The sequence below is a fragment of the Pseudomonas donghuensis genome, from assembly GCF_000259195.1.
Lineage (GTDB): Bacteria > Pseudomonadota > Gammaproteobacteria > Pseudomonadales > Pseudomonadaceae > Aquipseudomonas > Aquipseudomonas donghuensis.
This window is the reverse complement of the sequence record NZ_JH650775.1, coordinates 59676-75645: the sequence shown is the minus strand read 5'-3', so window position 1 is coordinate 75645 and position 15970 is coordinate 59676. Positions and strand designations below refer to the sequence as shown.

Sequence of the window (15970 nt, the reverse complement as noted above, 5' to 3'; positions counted from 1 at the left end):
ACAACCCCCCCGCCGTAGTCGCGGATCCAGATGTCGTCCAGCGCCATCGGCAGGAACTCGATGTTGTCGCTGCCGCATTGCTGGCGCGCCTCAGCCAGGTCTTCGGGGCGGCAGAGTACGCTGACTGGCTGGTAGCGGGCGATGGTTCGGGCCAGTTGCGCGATGCAGCTGTTGACCGCGTCCGCCTGGTCTTCCCAGACATTTTCGGCGGCGGCGAAGGCCAGGAAGATCCGCCGCTGGGCCTGGTCTTCTTCGGGCATGAACCAGCGCGCGTCAGCGGCCATGGCCAGGCGCAACGGGCCCAGGCCCAGGCCGGCGATGCCGGCGGCGACTGACAGATGCTTGAGAAAGGTACGACGGGGTGTCATCGGTGTGGCTCTCGTAGTAACGGCTCAATGGGCCGAGGAGGTCTTGAGGGTGGTCCAGGTGCGCATGCGCGCGCGCATGTCTTTCTGGGAAATGTCCTTGCCCGGGATCAGCCGCGCGTAGGTCGCATCGCTGACGTAGATGTCCGGGTTGTCACGCATCTGCGGCTCGACCAGTGGCCGCGCCTTGGCGCTGGAGGTGGGGTAGCCGGTGAAGGAACTGATGGCGGCCATCTGCTGCGGCTGCATGACGAAGTTGATAAAAGCGTAGGCGTATTCTGGGTGGGCGGCGTCGGCGGGGATGGCCATGCTGTCCATCCAGATGGTCGTGCCTTCCACCGGGATGTGATAGCGGAATTCGACCTTTTTACCGGCGGCATCGGCGGTGCGCTGGGCCTGGATCATGTCGCCGCTGTAACCGAGCGAAATGCAGGTATCGCCATTGACCAGCTGGGTCACCGGCTGCGACTGGAACTTGCGGATGTACGGCTTGATCGCCCCCAGCATCTGGCGGGCGGCGAGCAAGTCGTCGGCCTTGCCGCTGCGCGGGTCCTTGCCCAGGTAGTGCAGCACCACCGCCAGCACCTCGTCGGGCGAATCGATCATCGAGATGCCGCAGTCGGCCAGCAGCGCGGCGTTCTCTGGTTTGAACAACAGGTCGAGGCTGTTGACCGGGGCATTGGCGATGCGCTGCTCGATGGCCGCGCGGTTGTAGGTCAGGCCAATGCTGCCCCAGGTGTAGGGCACGGTGCTCTCGCGCGAGTTGGGGTAGCGCTGGTGCAGGCGCTGCAGGCCGGGCTCGATGTCTGCCAGGTGCTCGAGCTTGCCCGGGTCGAGTTTTTGCAGGGCGCCGGCGCGGGCCAGGCGCTCGGCCACGGTGTCACCGGGGAAGATCAGGTCGTAGCCGCTGTGGCCCGACAGCAGCTTGGCCTCCAGGGTTTCGCTGCTGTCCATGACGTCGTAGATGACCTTGATGCCGGTCTGGGCGGTGAAGTCCTTGAGGGTGTCTTCGGCAAAGTAATCCGCCCAGTTGTACAGGCGCAGTACTTTATCTTCGGCACTGGCCAGGCCGCAGCTCAGGGCCAGGGAGAGGGCGAGCAGGGTTTTCAGGCTGTTCATGCGCCTTGCCTCCAGGTGGTGTGCGGGTGACGGCCATCCAGGCTCAACAATGCGCCGTACATTTCCGGGCGGCGGTCGCGGTAGATGCCCCAGGTCAGGCGCTCCTCGCGCATGTGTGCCAGGTCCAGCTCGGCCAGCAGCACGCAGGTGTTGTCGCGATCCGCTTCGGCCAGCAGGCGGCCCTTGTGGTCGGTGATGAACGAGGAGCCGTAGAAGCGCATGTGCAGCTCGGCATCGCTGCGCGCCACTTCAACGCCGGTGCGGTTGGCGGTGATCACCGGGAGGATGTTGGCGGCGGCGTGGCCGCGCTGGGTCAGCTGCCAATGGTCGCGTGAGTCCAGCGCCGCGGCGCCGGGTTCGGAGCCAATGGCGGTAGGGAACAGCAGAATCTCTGCGCCCTGCAAGGCCAGGCAGCGAGCGGTCTCGGGGAACCACTGGTCCCAGCAGATGCCCACGCCGAGGCGCCCGACGGCGGTGTCCCAGACTTTGAACCCGGTATCGCCGGGGCTGAAGTATTCCTTCTCCTGGTAGCCGATGGCGTTGGGGATGTGGGTCTTGCGATAGACGCCGAGCAAGCGTCCGTCGGCATCGGCCACGGTCAGCGAATTGAAGTAGGCGTTGCCGGCCTGTTCGAACCAGCTCAGCGGCAGCACCACACCCAGTTCTGCCGCCAGGGCGGCAAAACGCTGCAACAGCGGGCTGTGGTCATAAGGCTCGGCCAGCGCCAGATGCGTGTGGCATTGCTCGATGCAGAAGTACGGCGTGGCGAACAGCTCGGGCAAGAGGATCAGCTTGGCACCGGCTGCCGCGGCCTCGCGCACCAACTGCTCGGCGCGGTCGAGGTTGTCGGCCAGGTTCCAGTTGCAGGCCAGTTGCAGGCTGGCGACGGTCAGGGCGCTCATGCGTTGTTCCCCGCCAGTGGCCAGGCCGGTTGCTGCTGGGTGATGCAATGCACGCCGCCACCGCCGTGGGCCAGTTGGTTGATCTGTACCGGCACCACCGTGCGGTCGGGGAAGGCTTGCTGCAGGGTGGTGGCGGCCTGCTGGTCGGCGTCGATGCCGTAGGCCGGCATGATCACGGCACCGTTGCACAGGTAGAAGTTGGTGTAGGAGGCGCAGAACACTTCGGCGTCGGTATCGACGGCCGCCGAGGCTTCGTACAGGTCGATCAGCTCGAAGTGTCGGCCACGGGCGTCGGTCGCCCGTTCAAGGGCGCGGCGGTTCTCTTTGGCCACCTGGGCGTAGGTAGAGGTTTGGTCGTGGGTCGCATCGACCAGCAATACGCCCGGTCGGGCGAATGCACAGACGCCGTCGACGTGGCCATCGGTCATGTCGCCGGTGACGTAATCCGGGTCGCCCGGCAGCCAGATGACCTTGTTCACCCCCAGCAGGCGGATGAAGATTTCCTCGATGTCGTTTTTGCTCAGGCCCGGGTTGCGGTTGGGGTTGAGCAGTACCGATTCGGTGGTGATCAGCGTGCCGTCGCCATCGACATGAATGGCGCCGCCTTCGTTGGCCAGGAAACTGCCGAAGCACGGCAGGCCCAGGCCATTGAGTACTCGCCGGGCCAGGCCCTCATCGAGGTCATGGGCCGACTTGGCGCCCCAGGCATTGAAGCGCCAGCTGACCCCGGCCAGGCCCTGCTGCGGGTGGCAGATGAAACTTGGGCCGGAGTCGCGGCACCAACTGTCGTTGACGGCGATTTCGATCAGCTCGATGTTGGCCGCGCACAGCGCCCGGGCCTGGGCGGCCGCACTGGGGTCGACCACCAGCTTTACCGGCTCGAAGCGGGCGATGGCGTTGGCGACCCGGGCAAAATCGGCCTGCACATTCGCCAGGGTCACGCCCCAGGTCGACTCCCACAGGGCCTGGTTGTGCGGCCAGACCATCCAGGTGGCGGCGTGCCTTGCCCATTCGGCGGGCATGAACCAGCCGTTGTTGTTGGCGCTGTCGTTGTGCATTGCAATAGCCTTCAGTTAAGTAATTGTTTTCAGCAGGATTGCCTGGGTGTCCATGCTATAACTGGGCTTTGCCCCTGAACAAACGATGGATTTTGCCGATATATGATTAGCTGGGCTTATCAATCATGCTGAAACACTGGCCACCCCTCAACACCTTGCGCGGCTTTGAAGCGGCGGCGCGCCTGGGCAGTTTTCACAAGGCCGCCGAAGAGCTGCACCTGACCCAGTCGGCGATCAGCCAGCAGATCCGCAGCCTGGAAAGTTACCTGGAGCAACCGCTGTTCTTTCGCGAAGGGCGCAGCGTATCGCTCACCGATGCCGGCCACGACCTGCTCAGCACCGCCCAGGTGATGCTGCAGCAACTGACCGTGGGCATCCGCCGCCTGGAGCAGTACCGCAAGCCCAACCAACTGGTGGTCAACACCACGCCGGCATTTGCCCGGCACTGGCTGGTGCCGCACCTGGGCGACTTTCACCGGCTGTATCCGGACGTGGACCTGTGGCTGTTCACCAGCGATGAAATCCCTGACATGACCACTCAAACCATCGACGTTGCAGTGCGTGACGACATCAGCGCCCAGGCTGATTGTGGCTTTCGTGTGTTGTTGCAGGATCGCTTGTATCCGGCCTGTCACCCGCGCTTGCTGGCGCAAGAGGTGCAGCAGCGGACCACTCTGCATGGCGAGCGGGAAATGGACTGGAGCTACTGGCACACCCAGGGTGGCGAGGGCGTAGGGCAGAAGCTGCAGGGCCTGAATTTTTCCGACCCCGGGCAGTTGCTGGACGCTGCCAGCCAGGGCTTGGGCATTGCCCTGGTGAGTGCCTTGCTGGCCGAACAGGCGCGCGTGCAAGGCAGCCTGGTGGCCCTGACCGAGCAGACCGTGCGCGGCCCCAAGTGGGCATGGCTGGTACACCGCAACAGTGAAGGGGAGGCCTTGACTGTGAGCTTCTGCCAATGGCTGGAGCAGCGCCTGGCGGGCAGCTCAGGGCTTAATGGTGACCCAGCGCCAGCGCGCTGATGATGCAGATCGAACCGTCAGTGCTGAGTGTGCTGTCGTTGTAGTCGACCTGGTTGTAAACCCCGCCGTGGAAGTTGAAAGTGCGGCTGTTCCAGCTGGAATCCATCTGCAGCGGGCCGCTGCTGGCGGTGCTGCCATTGCAGGTGGCGAAGAGGGTGACCACGCCTTGGGCAGTGACATCGAGGATGATCTCGAACGCGGCGCCCAGCGGCACATTGGCCAACAGGGTGACGCTGGCCGGGGCGGTTTGGTTGTAGCTCTGGCGAAAGCCGTAGGTGAGTTTGCCCTTGTTCCAGAACACCTTGACCGTCGGGCTGTCGTCGTCTTTGACGTGCAACTGGGAGATCACCACCTTCTGCGCCGAGTTGACCTTGGTCAGGGTCATGGTCTGGTGGTTGTGGTGTTTGACTGCGCTGTTGAGTGACCAGTAGCTGGGCTCTTTCCATTCGCAGCGGGTGCGGTGGGTGCTTTTGCTGGAGGCGCCCTTGGTCGGGGCAGTGAAGCGGACCGAACCGTCGCTCAAGGTAGCGATGACCTCGGGCAGTTGCTCCAGGGCCTGGGCGCCGGTCAGTTCCAAGGCGGTGGGGTCGGTGCTGGACTTGGCCACCGGAGTGGTGATAGTGAGGCGGTCGATGTTGACGCTCATGGGTTTCTCCTTCCGTTTTGGATGTAGGCCCTCTCTGAATTGAATGTGGGCTTGAGCTAATATTTAGCCTCAAGCTAAAGTTTCGTCAATGGCTAAATAAGTTGCGGGCTGCAATTTCTCTGGGAGCTAGCCAGCACATCACGTGGCAAGTCCAGCTCCCACAATGGATCTGTATACACCCCACCCTGTGGGAGCTGGCTTGCCAGCGATGAGGCCGGTGCAGCCAGCAAGGGTTTTGCCTTCAGTCGTTAAAGAAACCAGCGATACTCCCGCGCACTCACCTCATGCATGAACGCCAGGTGGTCCTGGCGCTTGTTCTCGCAGTAGACCATGACGAACTCGCTGCCCAGTTGCTCATTGACCACCGGGTGATGACGCATGGCCGCCACCGCCGCGAGCATGTCCTTGGGAAAGTCGATGCCGCTGCTGCGGTCGTCGTTGAGCGGTGCAATCGGCTCCTTGCCAGCATCCAGGCCATGCTCCAGACCACTGAGGATCGCCGCCAGCACCAGGTACGGGTTGGCATCGGCGCCGGGCAGACGGTGCTCGATACGCAGGTTGCGCGCATCCGATTCGGGGATGCGGATGCACGCGTCGCGGTCTTCAAAACCCCAGCTGGCGCGGCTGGCGGCATTCACCATAGCGCCGTAGCGACGCATGGCGTTGTGGTTGGCGGCAAAGATCGGCATGCAGTGCGGCAGCAGCTCCAGGCAACCGGCCACGGCATGGCGCAGCGGGCGCTGGTCATCGGCCGCCAGCAGGTTGTTGCCCTGCGGGTCGTAGAGGCTGACATGCACGTGCATGCCGCTGCCCGGGGCATCCAGGTAGGGCTTGCTCATGAAGCTGGCGCGCATGCCGTGCTTGAGCGCCACGCCTCGGGTGCTGCGGCAGAACAGTGCGGCCCAGTCGGCGGCGCGCAGGCCATCGTCGCAGTGGCCGAAGTTGATCTCGAACTGGCCCGGGCCCAGTTCTGCCGTAATCACGTTGGCGTCCACGCCTTGTTCGTTGGCGGCTTCGACCATTTCCCGCAGCACATCGGAATAGCGCGACAGGCGCTCGATGTGCATGTTCGGCTGGTCATCCGGATCACCACTGAACGGGTCGTGGGGGAACTGCGGCAGGCCGTCCTTGAGCGTGCGGTCGAACAGGTAGAACTCCAGCTCGAAGGCCACCACCGGGCGGATGCCGCGCCGCCGCAGGCGCTGCAAGACTCGCGCAAGCACTTCGCGCGGCTCGAATTCGATCGGTGCGTCGGTGCCGTCGGAGCTGATCAGCATCTGCCCCAGTGGCTGGTTCTCCCAGCGTACCGGCTTGAGAGTGCCAGGGATCAAACGCCGTGGCGCATCCGGGTCGCCGTCGTTGAAGCAATAATCACCAATCGGGTGCAGGCCGCCCTGAACACCGAGCAGCACGCAGTTCTGCGGCAATTTCAGGGCGCTGCCGGCGGCGACCTTTTCGAGCATGTCGATGGGGTAACGCTTGCCGTAAAAGTGCCCGGGGATGTCCAGGCTGATCAGGTCTACATAACGCACCTGAGGATGCTCGGCGCGAAACGCGCGTACTTCGTTCAGTAGTTCAGGGCAGTCTTTGATTGTTGTCATTACGTGCGATCCTGCGCTTGGTTTCAACGGAATACCCAGAGCACCCGGGTAGTGTGGTCGGTCAGATTGGCGTAGCGGAACTGGCTGTGCGGCGGCAGCTGGAAGCTGTCGTTGGCGTGCAGGGTGACCGGTACGTGTGCGTCATCGAGCCAGATGCTCAGCTCGCCTTCGAGCACAAAGCCGCCTTGTTCGGAGCTGTCGTCCAGGTGCCCGTCACCGCTGCTGGCGCCCGGCGCCAGGTGGCTTTCGAGCATGGAAAAACCACCGTTGAGCTTGGGCGAGACCAGCACATCGGTGACCCCGGCGGCGTAGTACAGGGTGCGCCGTTCGCCGGGGCGGGTGACCCAGTCCACTTGCCGTGGCTTGCTCAGGTTGTAGAAGTAGGTGGTGGGCACGCACAGGGTTTCGCTGATGGCGGTCAGGTCGGCCACGGTCGGCCGTGACAGGCCGCGCTCGACCTGGGAGAGAAAACCCACCGAACGGTCGATGCGTTCGGCCAGCTCGCCGAGAGTCAGGTTGCGGTGCTTGCGCAGGTCGCGGATGAGGATCGCCAGGCTTTCGATTTCTTCCTGCATGTCCATGGATGGTCCTCTCAGATAGTGTCACGCAGGCGGTACCAGGCCTTGGCGGCAGCTTCCAGCGGCGCGGCGAGCAGGTCGCCGCCGGGGAAGCGGCCGTTGTCGATGGCCTGGTACAGCGCCAGCACATCAGGGTTGCCAAGGATCGCATCGCTGACCGCCCGGGCGCCGGCCAGGGTTGGCAGCACGCCATGGCCGGAAAACCCCTGTAGCCAGTAGCGCTGGCCCTGGCGGCCGATGTCCGGGGTGCGGCGCAGGCTGCAATCGATATGGCCGCCCCAGGCGTAGTCGATCGACACGCCTTGCAGCTGCGGGAAGGCCCGTTCCATGACCGGACGGGTGGCGGCGGCAACGTCCTTGGGGATGCCGCCCAGGTAGGTGCAACCGCCGCCGAACAGCAGGCGATGGTCCGGGGTCAGGCGGAAGTAGTCGGGGACGAACTGATTGTCGATCACGCAGCTGTTATGCGGCAGCAGCGAATGGGCCAGGGCCGGGTCCAGGGGCGCGGTGGCCACCTGATAGGAGCCCACCGGCAGCAGGCGCTGTGACAAAGGGCGGTCGAGCTGGTCGATGTAAGCGTTGCAGGCCAGGACCAGCACATCGCTGCGGATCTCGCCCTGGTCGGTGCGGGCGACAAAGCCTGCCGGGGTGTCGCGGTAGCTGAGCACCCGGCTCTGCTCGAAGATCCGTCCGCCGCCCGCCTCGATGGCGCTGGCCAGGCCCTGGGCCAGTTTCAGCGGGTTGAGGTGGGCGCCTTCGGCGTCATACAGCGCGGCCTGGTAGCGGGGGCTGCCAATCCATTCGGGTAATTCGTCGCGCTCGATCACCCGCAGCTGGTCATAGCCCCATTTAGCTTCGGCCTCACGCCGGGCCGCGTGGAGCATGGCCACGCGCCGGGGCAGCACCGCCGCCCACAGGCTGCCGCGCCGGTAGTCGACGGCAAAGCCGTGGCGTTCGGGCAACTCGCGCATCTCGCTGGCGGCCCAGCGCATGCTGTCCCACAGGCGCCGTGCGCGTTCCTGGCCAAGGGCTTTTTCCAGGGGGGCCATGTCGCACGACCAGCCCAGCAACGCCTGCCCGCCATTGCGCCCGGACGCCGCCCAGGCCACCCGGCTGGCTTCCACCAGGGTCACCCGCTTGCCGGCCTCGACCAGGCGCAAGGCGGTGTGCAGGCCGCTGAAACCGGCGCCGATGATCAGCACCTCGGTATCGAGACGTTCCTGCAGGGTAGGGCGCAGAGGGATAGGGGCGGGGTAGGTCTGGGCGTAATAGCTGGCGACATGCTGGGCGGATTGCTTGAACATGGCGGACCTCATGAATTTTTATTGGTATTTTTTCATGAAAAACTACCAGATAAATTTCACGAGGCCAAGCAATGCCCAGGCGCAATTGCCGGGCTGGCTCTAGACCGCAGGTTTGCGCTGATGCTTGCTGGTTTCGATCTCGTCAGCCAGACGCGGGCTGTAGCTGCGCGTGGGGATGCCGGTGAGGCGTTCGAACATCAATGCGAACTTCATGTCCAGCGCGCGCTTGCCGGTCATATAGGCATTGAGGGTGGTCACGCTGACGCCCAGCTCGGCGGCCATGCGCCGCTGGGACACCCGCTCTGCCTGGCGCTGCCTGGCCTTGAGCGCGGCAAATGCCTTGCGCAGTGCCAGCAGCTCTTCTTCTTCCCACACCCACAGATTGCCGCTCATGATTCGATCTCAGTCACACGGATTCGGTCGAGCAATCCGTTGCTGGAATCGCTACATCCTGCTGCTGCCATTTAGTGGTGATTAACCGACCGGGGCGGTCGGTTGTTTTCTCATCATACTCTTCGTGCGTTCCAAACCAGTAGCACACGGCCATGAATCTGCAGCATTTCCAGTGCCGCACCCTCGATCAGCACCGGCGGGTACAGCGGGTTGTCGGAGATCATTCGCAAGGCGCCATCGGTCAGGCGCTGCAGGCGTTTGACGAACAGGTCGCCGTCGAGGCTGAAGACATAGATGGCATCGCTGCGCACCTCGTTGATGCCACGGTCGACCAGCAACGCGTCACCGTCGTTGAAGGTGCCGGCCATGCTGTCACCGTCGCCGCTGATGATCGCCAGGTTATGCGCGCCAGAATAGCTGATGCCCTGGCCGCGTAGCCAGTCCAGGTGCACGGTCAGGTCACGGATCACCTCGACATGGGCTGGCGGCGTGTTGCCGTTGCCCATGGAACCGCGGATGTCGAAGTGGGCGATGCTGACGAACGCGCTGCTCAGCGCCTTGCTGCTGGCAGGCACGCCAGCGTCGCTTTGCAATACATCCATCCAGCCTGCCGGCAGGTGTTCGGCCTGTTCAATACGGCGGGCGACTTCATCACCGAGGTTTTTTTCCGTGCGCATCGACAGAATCTGGCTCAGGTGCGCAGGGCTCATGCCCCAGCGCTCGGCACAGCTGGCCTTGCGCTGGGTGCCGAGCAACTGCACCAGGTTGTGCTTGCGAATCGCGTAGATATCCATGGGGTGCAGAATGCCACTATTTAGCTCGATGCTAAAGAGGCCCACGCGCTTTACTCGTACCGTTACCGGGCCCGGGCCACGCTGACTGGCGCCCTCAGCAGGCGCTGACGCAGCAGGTCATAGACCCAGTTGTAGGCCATGGTGTAGGGCAGCATGAAGGCGAAGAAACCGATCTCCAGCAAAAACGCCTGCACCAGTGACACATCGAGCATCAACGCGGCAATCGGCACGCCGATCAGCACAAAGCCGGTTTCAAAGCCGCCCGCGTGCAGGGCGCGGACCTTGACCGTACGCGCTACCCGGCTCACGGGCCAGAAGCGGTCGAACGCCGCGTTGTAGAGCATGTTCCAGATCATCGCCACGGTCGACAGCATCACCGCCAGCGCGCCCATCTCCAGCATCGAACGGTCGAGCAGCCAGGCGCCGATCGGCGCGCAGATCAGCACGGCGATGACTTCAAAGCCGACGGCATGGACGATGCGTTCAGCGAAGGATTTGTGGGTGGCTTGCAGTTTCATGACGTCACCTTGAGGTGTGTTTCGATGGCGTCATTTTCATCGCTTTTTTGCTTATGCTAAAAATAGGTTCCATCGTAAAAAACGATATGTTGGTTGCCTGCGAAGACACCGGATGTGAAGCGACGCATCGACTAACGCCAGAGCGCTATCAGTGAATGGCCACCGGGTTGATGTTGACCTGGGTCGAGCCCTTGTACAGCGGCTGGCCGAGCACGAACAGGAACTCGAAGGCCTTGTCGCGCACCAATGCACGGCTGTCGATCAGTTCCAGGTTGTAGATGCCGCGCTTGGCCAGCATGTACTGGTTGACCGGGAACTCGTCCTTGCCATGCGGGTTCGGATAAACCTCGCTGGCCCAGGTGTCGCCGCCGAAGGCGACGATGCCCTGGTCGGACAGCCACTGCGCCGCTTCCATGCCGATACCGGGTTCCACTTCCAGGAACTGCTTGTTGTCCTTGCCGATCAATTCCAGCCAGCCGGTGTTGAACAGCACCACATCGCCCTTGCGCAGGGTCAGGCCTTGCTGCTTCAACACCGCCTGGATGTCGGTCACGCTGAACTCCGTGCCACCGGGCACGATGGCCTTGCCGTAGTAGGCCGTCATGTCCAGCACCACGCCACGGGTCACGATCGGCGGCACGTTCTCTACACCGAGCTTGGTGACGCCATCGACCGTCACGAAGTCGGCCGCCTTGTTGCCGTTGTAGTACACGTTGTCGATGCCGATATGGCCGATCCCGTTGAGTTGGGTGCCAACGCCGGTCCAGGCGTTCACCAGTTCATCGTTGAAGGTGAACTGGTTCGGTCCCAGCGACTTGCCGGCCTGCTGCCCGACCTGCACGTTGTACAGGCGAAAGCTGCGATGGCGGAAAGCCGGAAGGTTCTTGTCCACGGGGACGGCCAACGGGTATGTCTTGCCCGTCTTGACCAGGCCGACCGCCTGCTTGACCACGTCGGCGGTGAGCAGGTTGGCGGCGCCGATTTCGTCGTGCTGGCCGTAGGGCGAGTGTTGCCAGTCGGCGGCCAGGGAGGCCTGGGCGGTGGTGGCCAGGGCGGTGGCGAGCAGCAGGGGCTTGAAGACATTCATACGGGTTCTCCTGAACGGGACGTCAAATCAGGAGTGGATTCTGGGTGCAGGCGCGGGGTGGAAAAAGCAGCCTGGGGGACAATGACTTTTGCCTTCAGGTCAAAGGCAAGTGTTTCACGGTGCCGTGATGTTCTGGCCGATGCTGGCCATCCATGACCAGCAGCAGTTCACTGCTTGTAGCCAATCTGGCGCAACAGGTTCTTGCGCCACAGGATGTCTGCGTCGCCCTCAATACCCGTGGCGCAGAAGCCATCCACTACGCCCAGGATTGCTCGGCCTTGTTCGGTCTCAGCGAGAATCACCTCGGTTGGATTGGCGGTTGCACAGAAAATACGGCAGACCTCTGGAACCATTTTCAGGGTGTTCAACACGTTCAGCGGATAGAAACCGTCGCCCAGGAAAATGATGAAGCTATGGCCGGCGGCGATGGCTTGCGCATTTTTCTGTGCAAGCTCGATCATGGCGGTATCGGTGCCGGACCATCGCACCAGGCAGTTGCCAGAGGCTTCACAAAAGGCCACGCCAAACTGGATACCGGGCACGGCGTTTACCAGCGCTTCGTGGATGTCCTCGACGGACTTGATGAAGTGCGTCTGGCCCAAAATGAAGTTTGTCACCTGCGGCTTATCGATGTTCAACGTGATCAGTTGCATCTCGAACACCTCCTTTCACGGTGTCGCTACCAGTGCCTGGCAACAGATCAAGCATAGCTACTGATGGGGTAAACCTGCCTGCCGGCAGTTTGAAATGTCGTGTTGTCGAGGACGCTGATTCAGCGTCCTCGACACTACACAGCCTACAAAGACACCAGCACATCACACTGAGAATCGTTGAGGACATGCTTGGTGACGCTGCCGATCAGCAGTTCTTCCAGAGCGCTTTCCCCCTGCTTGCCGATCACGATCAGATCGCAGTCCAACTCCTGCTCCTGCTCAAGGATCCGCCAGGAGGGGTCACCGTGCACCACGATTTGCCGGGCATTGGCCAGCCCAGCGGCCTCGCTCAATGCCGCGAGTTGGTCCACGGCATCTTTCCTGATGACGTTGCGGTAGTGAGTGAGGGTGTCCTGGTCGATGTGGGCGAAGCGCATGCTCCCCTCGAAGGGGGCCTCGAACACATGCAGGAGTATGATCTCGGCCTGCGGGGCAACAGCTTTTGCCTGTTCGATGGTGCGCAGCGATGAAGGCGAAAAATCAACGGCAACCAGCAAGGTACGGTAAGCGTCGCGGGGTGCCTGCTTGACCACCAGCAACGGGCAGAGCATACGGCTCAGCATTCTTTGCACGGTAGAACCCAGCAGGCGACGGGCCAGGCTATGTCCCTTCGCCCCACACACCAACAGGTTGCTGCGTTTGTCCTGCACTACGCGGGTGATTTCGCTGACAACCGCGCCGGGTGCGACCTGTACGCCAGCGTCGATGTCATAGCGCTGGAAGAGCATTGCTGCCAGTTGGTGAATTTTTTCTCCGGCCGTCTCCAGTACGCGTTTCAACAAGTGCTCATCAGGTACCACTACCTGCTTGAGACGCTCGAACGGGGCGGGGTTGGCAACGTAGAGCAGATCCAGTGCTGCATGCTGCGCCTTGCTCAACAGTGCAGCCCGCTCTGCCGCGTTGCGGGCAGAGGTGGACAAGTCGGTGGCAACCAGTACGTGGTTCAACGAGGTCATATGAGGCTCCTTATACAATGCTGCGCACATGGCCTTGAGCTCAAGGCGGTGGCCGCTTATCGATCCGTTCCTTGCTTGCAGCCATCGTCTCGCGAACCACACCCGGCGCTTTGATTTGTGTCAAAGGTGTGGGCGCGGGGTAGGGCATCAGTGTGAGGGGCGGGCATTTCCTGTGATTGGCAGTTGTTCCAGTGTGAGGCCATTGCGGGGCAAACCCATCCATGCGAAGGTGGATGCGCCTAACGGCGGGTTCAGGTTGCAATGCATTTGTCTAATCAAGGAAGAAACGACATTGAAAATAGCTTTCAGCGGCTTATTGTTGACCTGTCTGACGACTATCGCCCTTGCTGACGAGAACCCTGTCGGCTTCCAATCGTCCACACTGGCGGACTCGCACAATGACCGCCCACTGGAGATGGTCGTTTGGTACCCCAGTGCAACGACCGCAGCCACGCAATTGATCGGCGATGATGTGGTGTTTGTCGGTGCCTCTGCCGTTCGTAACGCGCCGCCAGCTGCTGGCAAGCATCCATTGCTGGTGCTCTCCCACGGCTACAGGGGCAACTGGAACAACCAGACCTGGCTTGCCAGTGCTCTGGCCCATAGGGGCTACATCGTCGCGGCAATCAATCACCCTGGCACCACGACCCTGGACCGTAACCCTCAGGCTGCGGCGCAGTTATGGCAGCGCCCCGTTGATATGCGCCGAGTGATTGATAGGGTCACGACCCAACCTGAAAAGTTCGGCGTGGTCGCCAATGGCCGAATTGCAGTAGTGGGCCATTCACTCGGCGGCTTGACCGCCCTGGAGATCGCCGGTGCGCGTTTCGATCCAGACCGCTTCGCCAATGAATGCAAAGCACACCCGCAGTTATCAGGTTGCACCGTCTACGCAATGATAAACCCTGCAAACAGCTCAAAATCAAAGGCCGCATTGGCCGCCGACTGGCGCGATAAACGCGTCGCTGCCGTGGTTACATTGGACCTGGGCCTTTCACGGGGCCTGACCGATGAAAGCCTGGCCGCGCTGCCAGTACCTGCGCTGGTGATCGCTGCCGGCGCACCGTCGCACGAGCTTCCCGCTGCGTTGGAGTCTGCCAACCTGGCCAAGCGCCTGCCTGCGGCGTCAAGCCGTTATGTCGAAATCAGCGACGCAAGCCACTTCAGCTTCTTGTCGGTATGCAAACCTGGTGCGAAGGTACTGCTCGAAGAAGACGTACCAGGCGATGGCATCATTTGCGAGGATGGCGACAGCACTCGCCCGCGCGAGGCGATCCAACAGCAGGTTACAGCGCTGATTGCAGAGTTTCTTCAGTCATCGCTCTACAAAGAAGGCAGTTTGTAAAGTCGTGGTACAGAGAACTGCACGTCTGTGCAGCCCTGAAGCAGCGGCTCGAAGTAGCACGTAGATTTGTGCATCTGCATCCTCGGCGCGGACATGCTGCAGGAAAACCGCGTCGACTACGAAATCATCGTCGCCGAGTGCGCCGGGCCGGTGATGTATATCGCCGAGGCGCTGTATTTCGGCCCGCGGCCCTGATTGGGGTTGCGGTTAGCGGCAACACAGGCAACCGCTGATCAGCGGTTGATCGGGGTCGCTTTCGAGAAATGTGACCATGACTTCCATGCCCGTTCGCGGGGGCGTAATTTCACAACTCCAATTGGCAGCCCCGCTCAGCCAACAACTATTCTTGTCGTCAAATCTATCTTCGCTGCCCCAGGGGAACTTGACCTTGACCCTTCCAAGGCGCCGATCACTCGGGGTCTCCTCGTCTTCCACTGCGATGACTACAGCGGTCTGGTTGCTAGGCACCTGAGGTTTCATGTGAGTCAAAGGCGGACGATAGAGCACGTCCCACGGCAGAACCATAAAGCGGTTGCGGTAACCCTGATGAAAGTCATCCTGGTTGTCAGTGTGGCCACTGGCGACGTGCTCACTCAATACCTGGGGTTGCTTGCCTTCGTGGATGACCTGGGTCAGTAGCCATAGGGCATTCCACGCTTGGCGTGGCTGGCCGGAGATTTCCAGCACATGGCCACTGGCTAACCGGGTCTGGTCACTTTGCCCTTCAGCTTGACGATAAACCGCGTGGCGGCGCTGCATAGCACGAAGATTGGCAGTGGGTTGCCCAATCCTGGGAAAAGCCGCCTGATCATCGCCAAAGACCAGCACGTGGCCTTGAGCACTGTGTTGGAAGTGAAAGTGGATACCTTCTTCTTCGCACAAGCGCTGAACAAAGTGCAAATCCGTTTCATCGTACTGGATGCAGTAGTCACGCTCGGGATAGGTCGACCCTAGATGAAACCGATAAGCGTCGCCCAAAATCCCGTGCTCTTCCAATATCAACGCAACGATTTTCGGCACCGAGAACTGTTGATAGATCCTCTGGTTGATGCGGTGGCGCAAGTAGGACAGGTGCGGTACAAGGGCCAGGCTGTAGCGCGTCAAACGCTGACCGTTACCGCGTTGAGCGATGTGATAGACCCGTCCATGAATGCCGTGGCCCTGCGCATCGAAGGTCAGAAAAGCCTCAAGGTCGAAGAGGCTTTCGAGATCCAGGTCAGACCGCTCGCTAACAAGTTCCACGTTGAAGAAGTAAGGCCTGCTGATCGCCTCCTCTCCGCTGAATGCGAGCACTTGAAAATCGTGCTCAAAACCGTCGATTGTCAAACTGAAGTGGGTCTGATGGGCTGGGCTGAACATCCGCTGTTCTCTTTTTACCTAAGGTGTTGAATTGACGCTGTCGCAGACAGCAATGTCAGGACGCTGGGTACATTCAGCCCAGCTGCGCGAATGCCGTTACTCGCAATGGCCAGAGCAAGGGCCATCAGTATTGGCAGCTTCCGACGCCAACTCCAACGCGAGGCGAGCGTGTTTCACCGGGCGTTTAATCAGTGGGTCGGAGAGGGCCCTGGG

The 15970-nt window shown here is 61.8% G+C and carries 17 protein-coding genes; 2 read left to right on the top strand and 15 right to left on the bottom strand.

Annotated elements, in window-relative coordinates:
• The 4 genes from UW3_RS29830 to UW3_RS0121250 all read right to left on the bottom strand — a co-directional run.
• Window positions 1-368 (bottom strand): agmatine deiminase family protein (locus UW3_RS29830; protein WP_010225444.1); only part of this gene is annotated, 368 nt, incomplete at its 3' end.
• A gap of 24 nt (window positions 369-392) precedes the next feature.
• Complete coding sequence (locus UW3_RS0121260) at window positions 393-1484, bottom strand: extracellular solute-binding protein (RefSeq protein ID WP_010225443.1); 1092 nt, start codon at window positions 1482-1484, stop codon at window positions 393-395.
• A complete protein-coding gene (gene aguB / locus UW3_RS0121255) occupies window positions 1481-2386 on the bottom strand; it encodes an N-carbamoylputrescine amidase (protein WP_010225442.1) in 906 nt (301 codons plus the stop codon). The genes UW3_RS0121260 and aguB overlap by 4 nt, the downstream gene beginning before the upstream one ends.
• Window positions 2383-3444: an agmatine deiminase family protein gene (locus UW3_RS0121250; protein ID WP_010225440.1), complete on the bottom strand. Its 1062-nt coding sequence runs from the start codon at window positions 3442-3444 to the stop codon at window positions 2383-2385. Before UW3_RS0121250 ends, aguB begins: the two co-directional genes overlap by 4 nt.
• Before the next feature lie 125 nt (window positions 3445-3569).
• Here UW3_RS0121250 and UW3_RS0121245 point away from each other — a divergent pair, with 125 nt between their 5' ends.
• A complete protein-coding gene (locus UW3_RS0121245; protein ID WP_010225438.1) occupies window positions 3570-4463 on the top strand; it encodes a LysR substrate-binding domain-containing protein in 894 nt (297 codons plus the stop codon).
• Here UW3_RS0121245 and UW3_RS0121240 read toward each other — a convergent pair.
• The 10 genes from UW3_RS0121240 to UW3_RS0121190 all read right to left on the bottom strand — a co-directional run bounded on the left by UW3_RS0121240 (window position 4435) and on the right by UW3_RS0121190 (window position 13053).
• Window positions 4435-5109: a polysaccharide lyase family 7 protein gene (locus UW3_RS0121240; protein ID WP_010225436.1), complete on the bottom strand. Its 675-nt coding sequence runs from the start codon at window positions 5107-5109 to the stop codon at window positions 4435-4437. The genes UW3_RS0121245 and UW3_RS0121240 overlap by 29 nt on opposite strands.
• A gap of 248 nt (window positions 5110-5357) precedes the next feature.
• A complete protein-coding gene (locus UW3_RS0121235; RefSeq protein WP_010225433.1) occupies window positions 5358-6710 on the bottom strand; it encodes a glutamine synthetase family protein in 1353 nt (450 codons plus the stop codon).
• Window positions 6711-6733: 23 nt separating this feature from the next.
• A complete protein-coding gene (locus UW3_RS0121230; RefSeq protein ID WP_010225431.1) occupies window positions 6734-7291 on the bottom strand; it encodes a helix-turn-helix domain-containing protein in 558 nt (185 codons plus the stop codon).
• 11 nt (window positions 7292-7302) lie between these two features.
• Complete coding sequence (locus UW3_RS0121225; RefSeq protein WP_010225430.1) at window positions 7303-8592, bottom strand: NAD(P)/FAD-dependent oxidoreductase; 1290 nt, start codon at window positions 8590-8592, stop codon at window positions 7303-7305.
• A 99-nt stretch (window positions 8593-8691) separates the two neighbouring features.
• The gene (locus UW3_RS0121215) at window positions 8692-8985 is read right to left on the bottom strand and encodes a helix-turn-helix domain-containing protein (protein ID WP_010225429.1); all 294 of its coding nucleotides are present in this window, start codon (window positions 8983-8985) and stop codon (window positions 8692-8694) included.
• Between the two features lie 113 nt (window positions 8986-9098).
• Window positions 9099-9779, bottom strand: a complete 681-nt coding sequence (locus tag UW3_RS0121210; RefSeq protein ID WP_010225428.1) for a S24 family peptidase — start codon at window positions 9777-9779, stop codon at window positions 9099-9101.
• A 62-nt stretch (window positions 9780-9841) separates the two neighbouring features.
• Entirely contained in the window at window positions 9842-10297 is a 456-nt protein-coding gene (locus UW3_RS0121205) for a multidrug/biocide efflux PACE transporter (RefSeq protein ID WP_010225427.1), read from the bottom strand.
• 148 nt (window positions 10298-10445) lie between these two features.
• The gene (locus UW3_RS0121200) at window positions 10446-11384 is read right to left on the bottom strand and encodes a cyclase family protein (RefSeq protein WP_010225426.1); all 939 of its coding nucleotides are present in this window, start codon (window positions 11382-11384) and stop codon (window positions 10446-10448) included.
• 167 nt (window positions 11385-11551) lie between these two features.
• Complete coding sequence (locus UW3_RS0121195) at window positions 11552-12037, bottom strand: adenosine-specific kinase (RefSeq protein WP_010225424.1); 486 nt, start codon at window positions 12035-12037, stop codon at window positions 11552-11554.
• Window positions 12038-12180: 143 nt separating this feature from the next.
• Entirely contained in the window at window positions 12181-13053 is an 873-nt protein-coding gene (locus tag UW3_RS0121190) for a universal stress protein (RefSeq protein WP_010225422.1), read from the bottom strand.
• A gap of 292 nt (window positions 13054-13345) precedes the next feature.
• Between UW3_RS0121190 and UW3_RS0121185 the strand changes: the two genes are divergently transcribed.
• Window positions 13346-14398, top strand: coding sequence for an alpha/beta hydrolase family protein (locus tag UW3_RS0121185; protein ID WP_026001447.1), 1053 nt, complete (start codon window positions 13346-13348; stop codon window positions 14396-14398).
• A 207-nt stretch (window positions 14399-14605) separates the two neighbouring features.
• Here the strand turns inward: UW3_RS0121185 and tssI are convergent, their stop codons facing one another.
• Complete coding sequence (tssI, locus tag UW3_RS0121175) at window positions 14606-15757, bottom strand: type VI secretion system tip protein TssI/VgrG (RefSeq protein WP_010225416.1); 1152 nt, start codon at window positions 15755-15757, stop codon at window positions 14606-14608.
• Window positions 15758-15970 lie beyond the last annotated feature (213 nt).

Bases quoted from the DNA above. Each gene is read 5' to 3' on its own strand.
- UW3_RS0121215 (WP_010225429.1), bottom strand. From the start codon at position 8,985: ATGAGCGGCAATCTGTGGGTGTGGGAAGAAGAAGAGCTGCTGGCACTG.
- UW3_RS0121200 (WP_010225426.1), bottom strand. From the start codon at position 11,384: ATGAATGTCTTCAAGCCCCTGCTGCTCGCCACCGCCCTGGCCACCACC.
- UW3_RS0121190 (WP_010225422.1), bottom strand. From the start codon at position 13,053: ATGACCTCGTTGAACCACGTACTGGTTGCCACCGACTTGTCCACCTCT.
- UW3_RS0121245 (WP_010225438.1), top strand. From the start codon at position 3,570: ATGCTGAAACACTGGCCACCCCTCAACACCTTGCGCGGCTTTGAAGCG.
- UW3_RS0121250 (WP_010225440.1), bottom strand. From the start codon at position 3,444: ATGCACAACGACAGCGCCAACAACAACGGCTGGTTCATGCCCGCCGAA.
- UW3_RS0121230 (WP_010225431.1), bottom strand. From the start codon at position 7,291: ATGGACATGCAGGAAGAAATCGAAAGCCTGGCGATCCTCATCCGCGAC.
- aguB (WP_010225442.1), bottom strand. From the start codon at position 2,386: ATGAGCGCCCTGACCGTCGCCAGCCTGCAACTGGCCTGCAACTGGAAC.
- UW3_RS0121235 (WP_010225433.1), bottom strand. From the start codon at position 6,710: ATGACAACAATCAAAGACTGCCCTGAACTACTGAACGAAGTACGCGCG.
- UW3_RS0121225 (WP_010225430.1), bottom strand. From the start codon at position 8,592: ATGTTCAAGCAATCCGCCCAGCATGTCGCCAGCTATTACGCCCAGACC.
- UW3_RS0121210 (WP_010225428.1), bottom strand. From the start codon at position 9,779: ATGGATATCTACGCGATTCGCAAGCACAACCTGGTGCAGTTGCTCGGC.
- UW3_RS0121260 (WP_010225443.1), bottom strand. From the start codon at position 1,484: ATGAACAGCCTGAAAACCCTGCTCGCCCTCTCCCTGGCCCTGAGCTGC.
- tssI (WP_010225416.1), bottom strand. From the start codon at position 15,757: ATGTTCAGCCCAGCCCATCAGACCCACTTCAGTTTGACAATCGACGGT.
- UW3_RS0121205 (WP_010225427.1), bottom strand. From the start codon at position 10,297: ATGAAACTGCAAGCCACCCACAAATCCTTCGCTGAACGCATCGTCCAT.
- UW3_RS0121240 (WP_010225436.1), bottom strand. From the start codon at position 5,109: ATGAGCGTCAACATCGACCGCCTCACTATCACCACTCCGGTGGCCAAG.
- UW3_RS0121195 (WP_010225424.1), bottom strand. From the start codon at position 12,037: ATGCAACTGATCACGTTGAACATCGATAAGCCGCAGGTGACAAACTTC.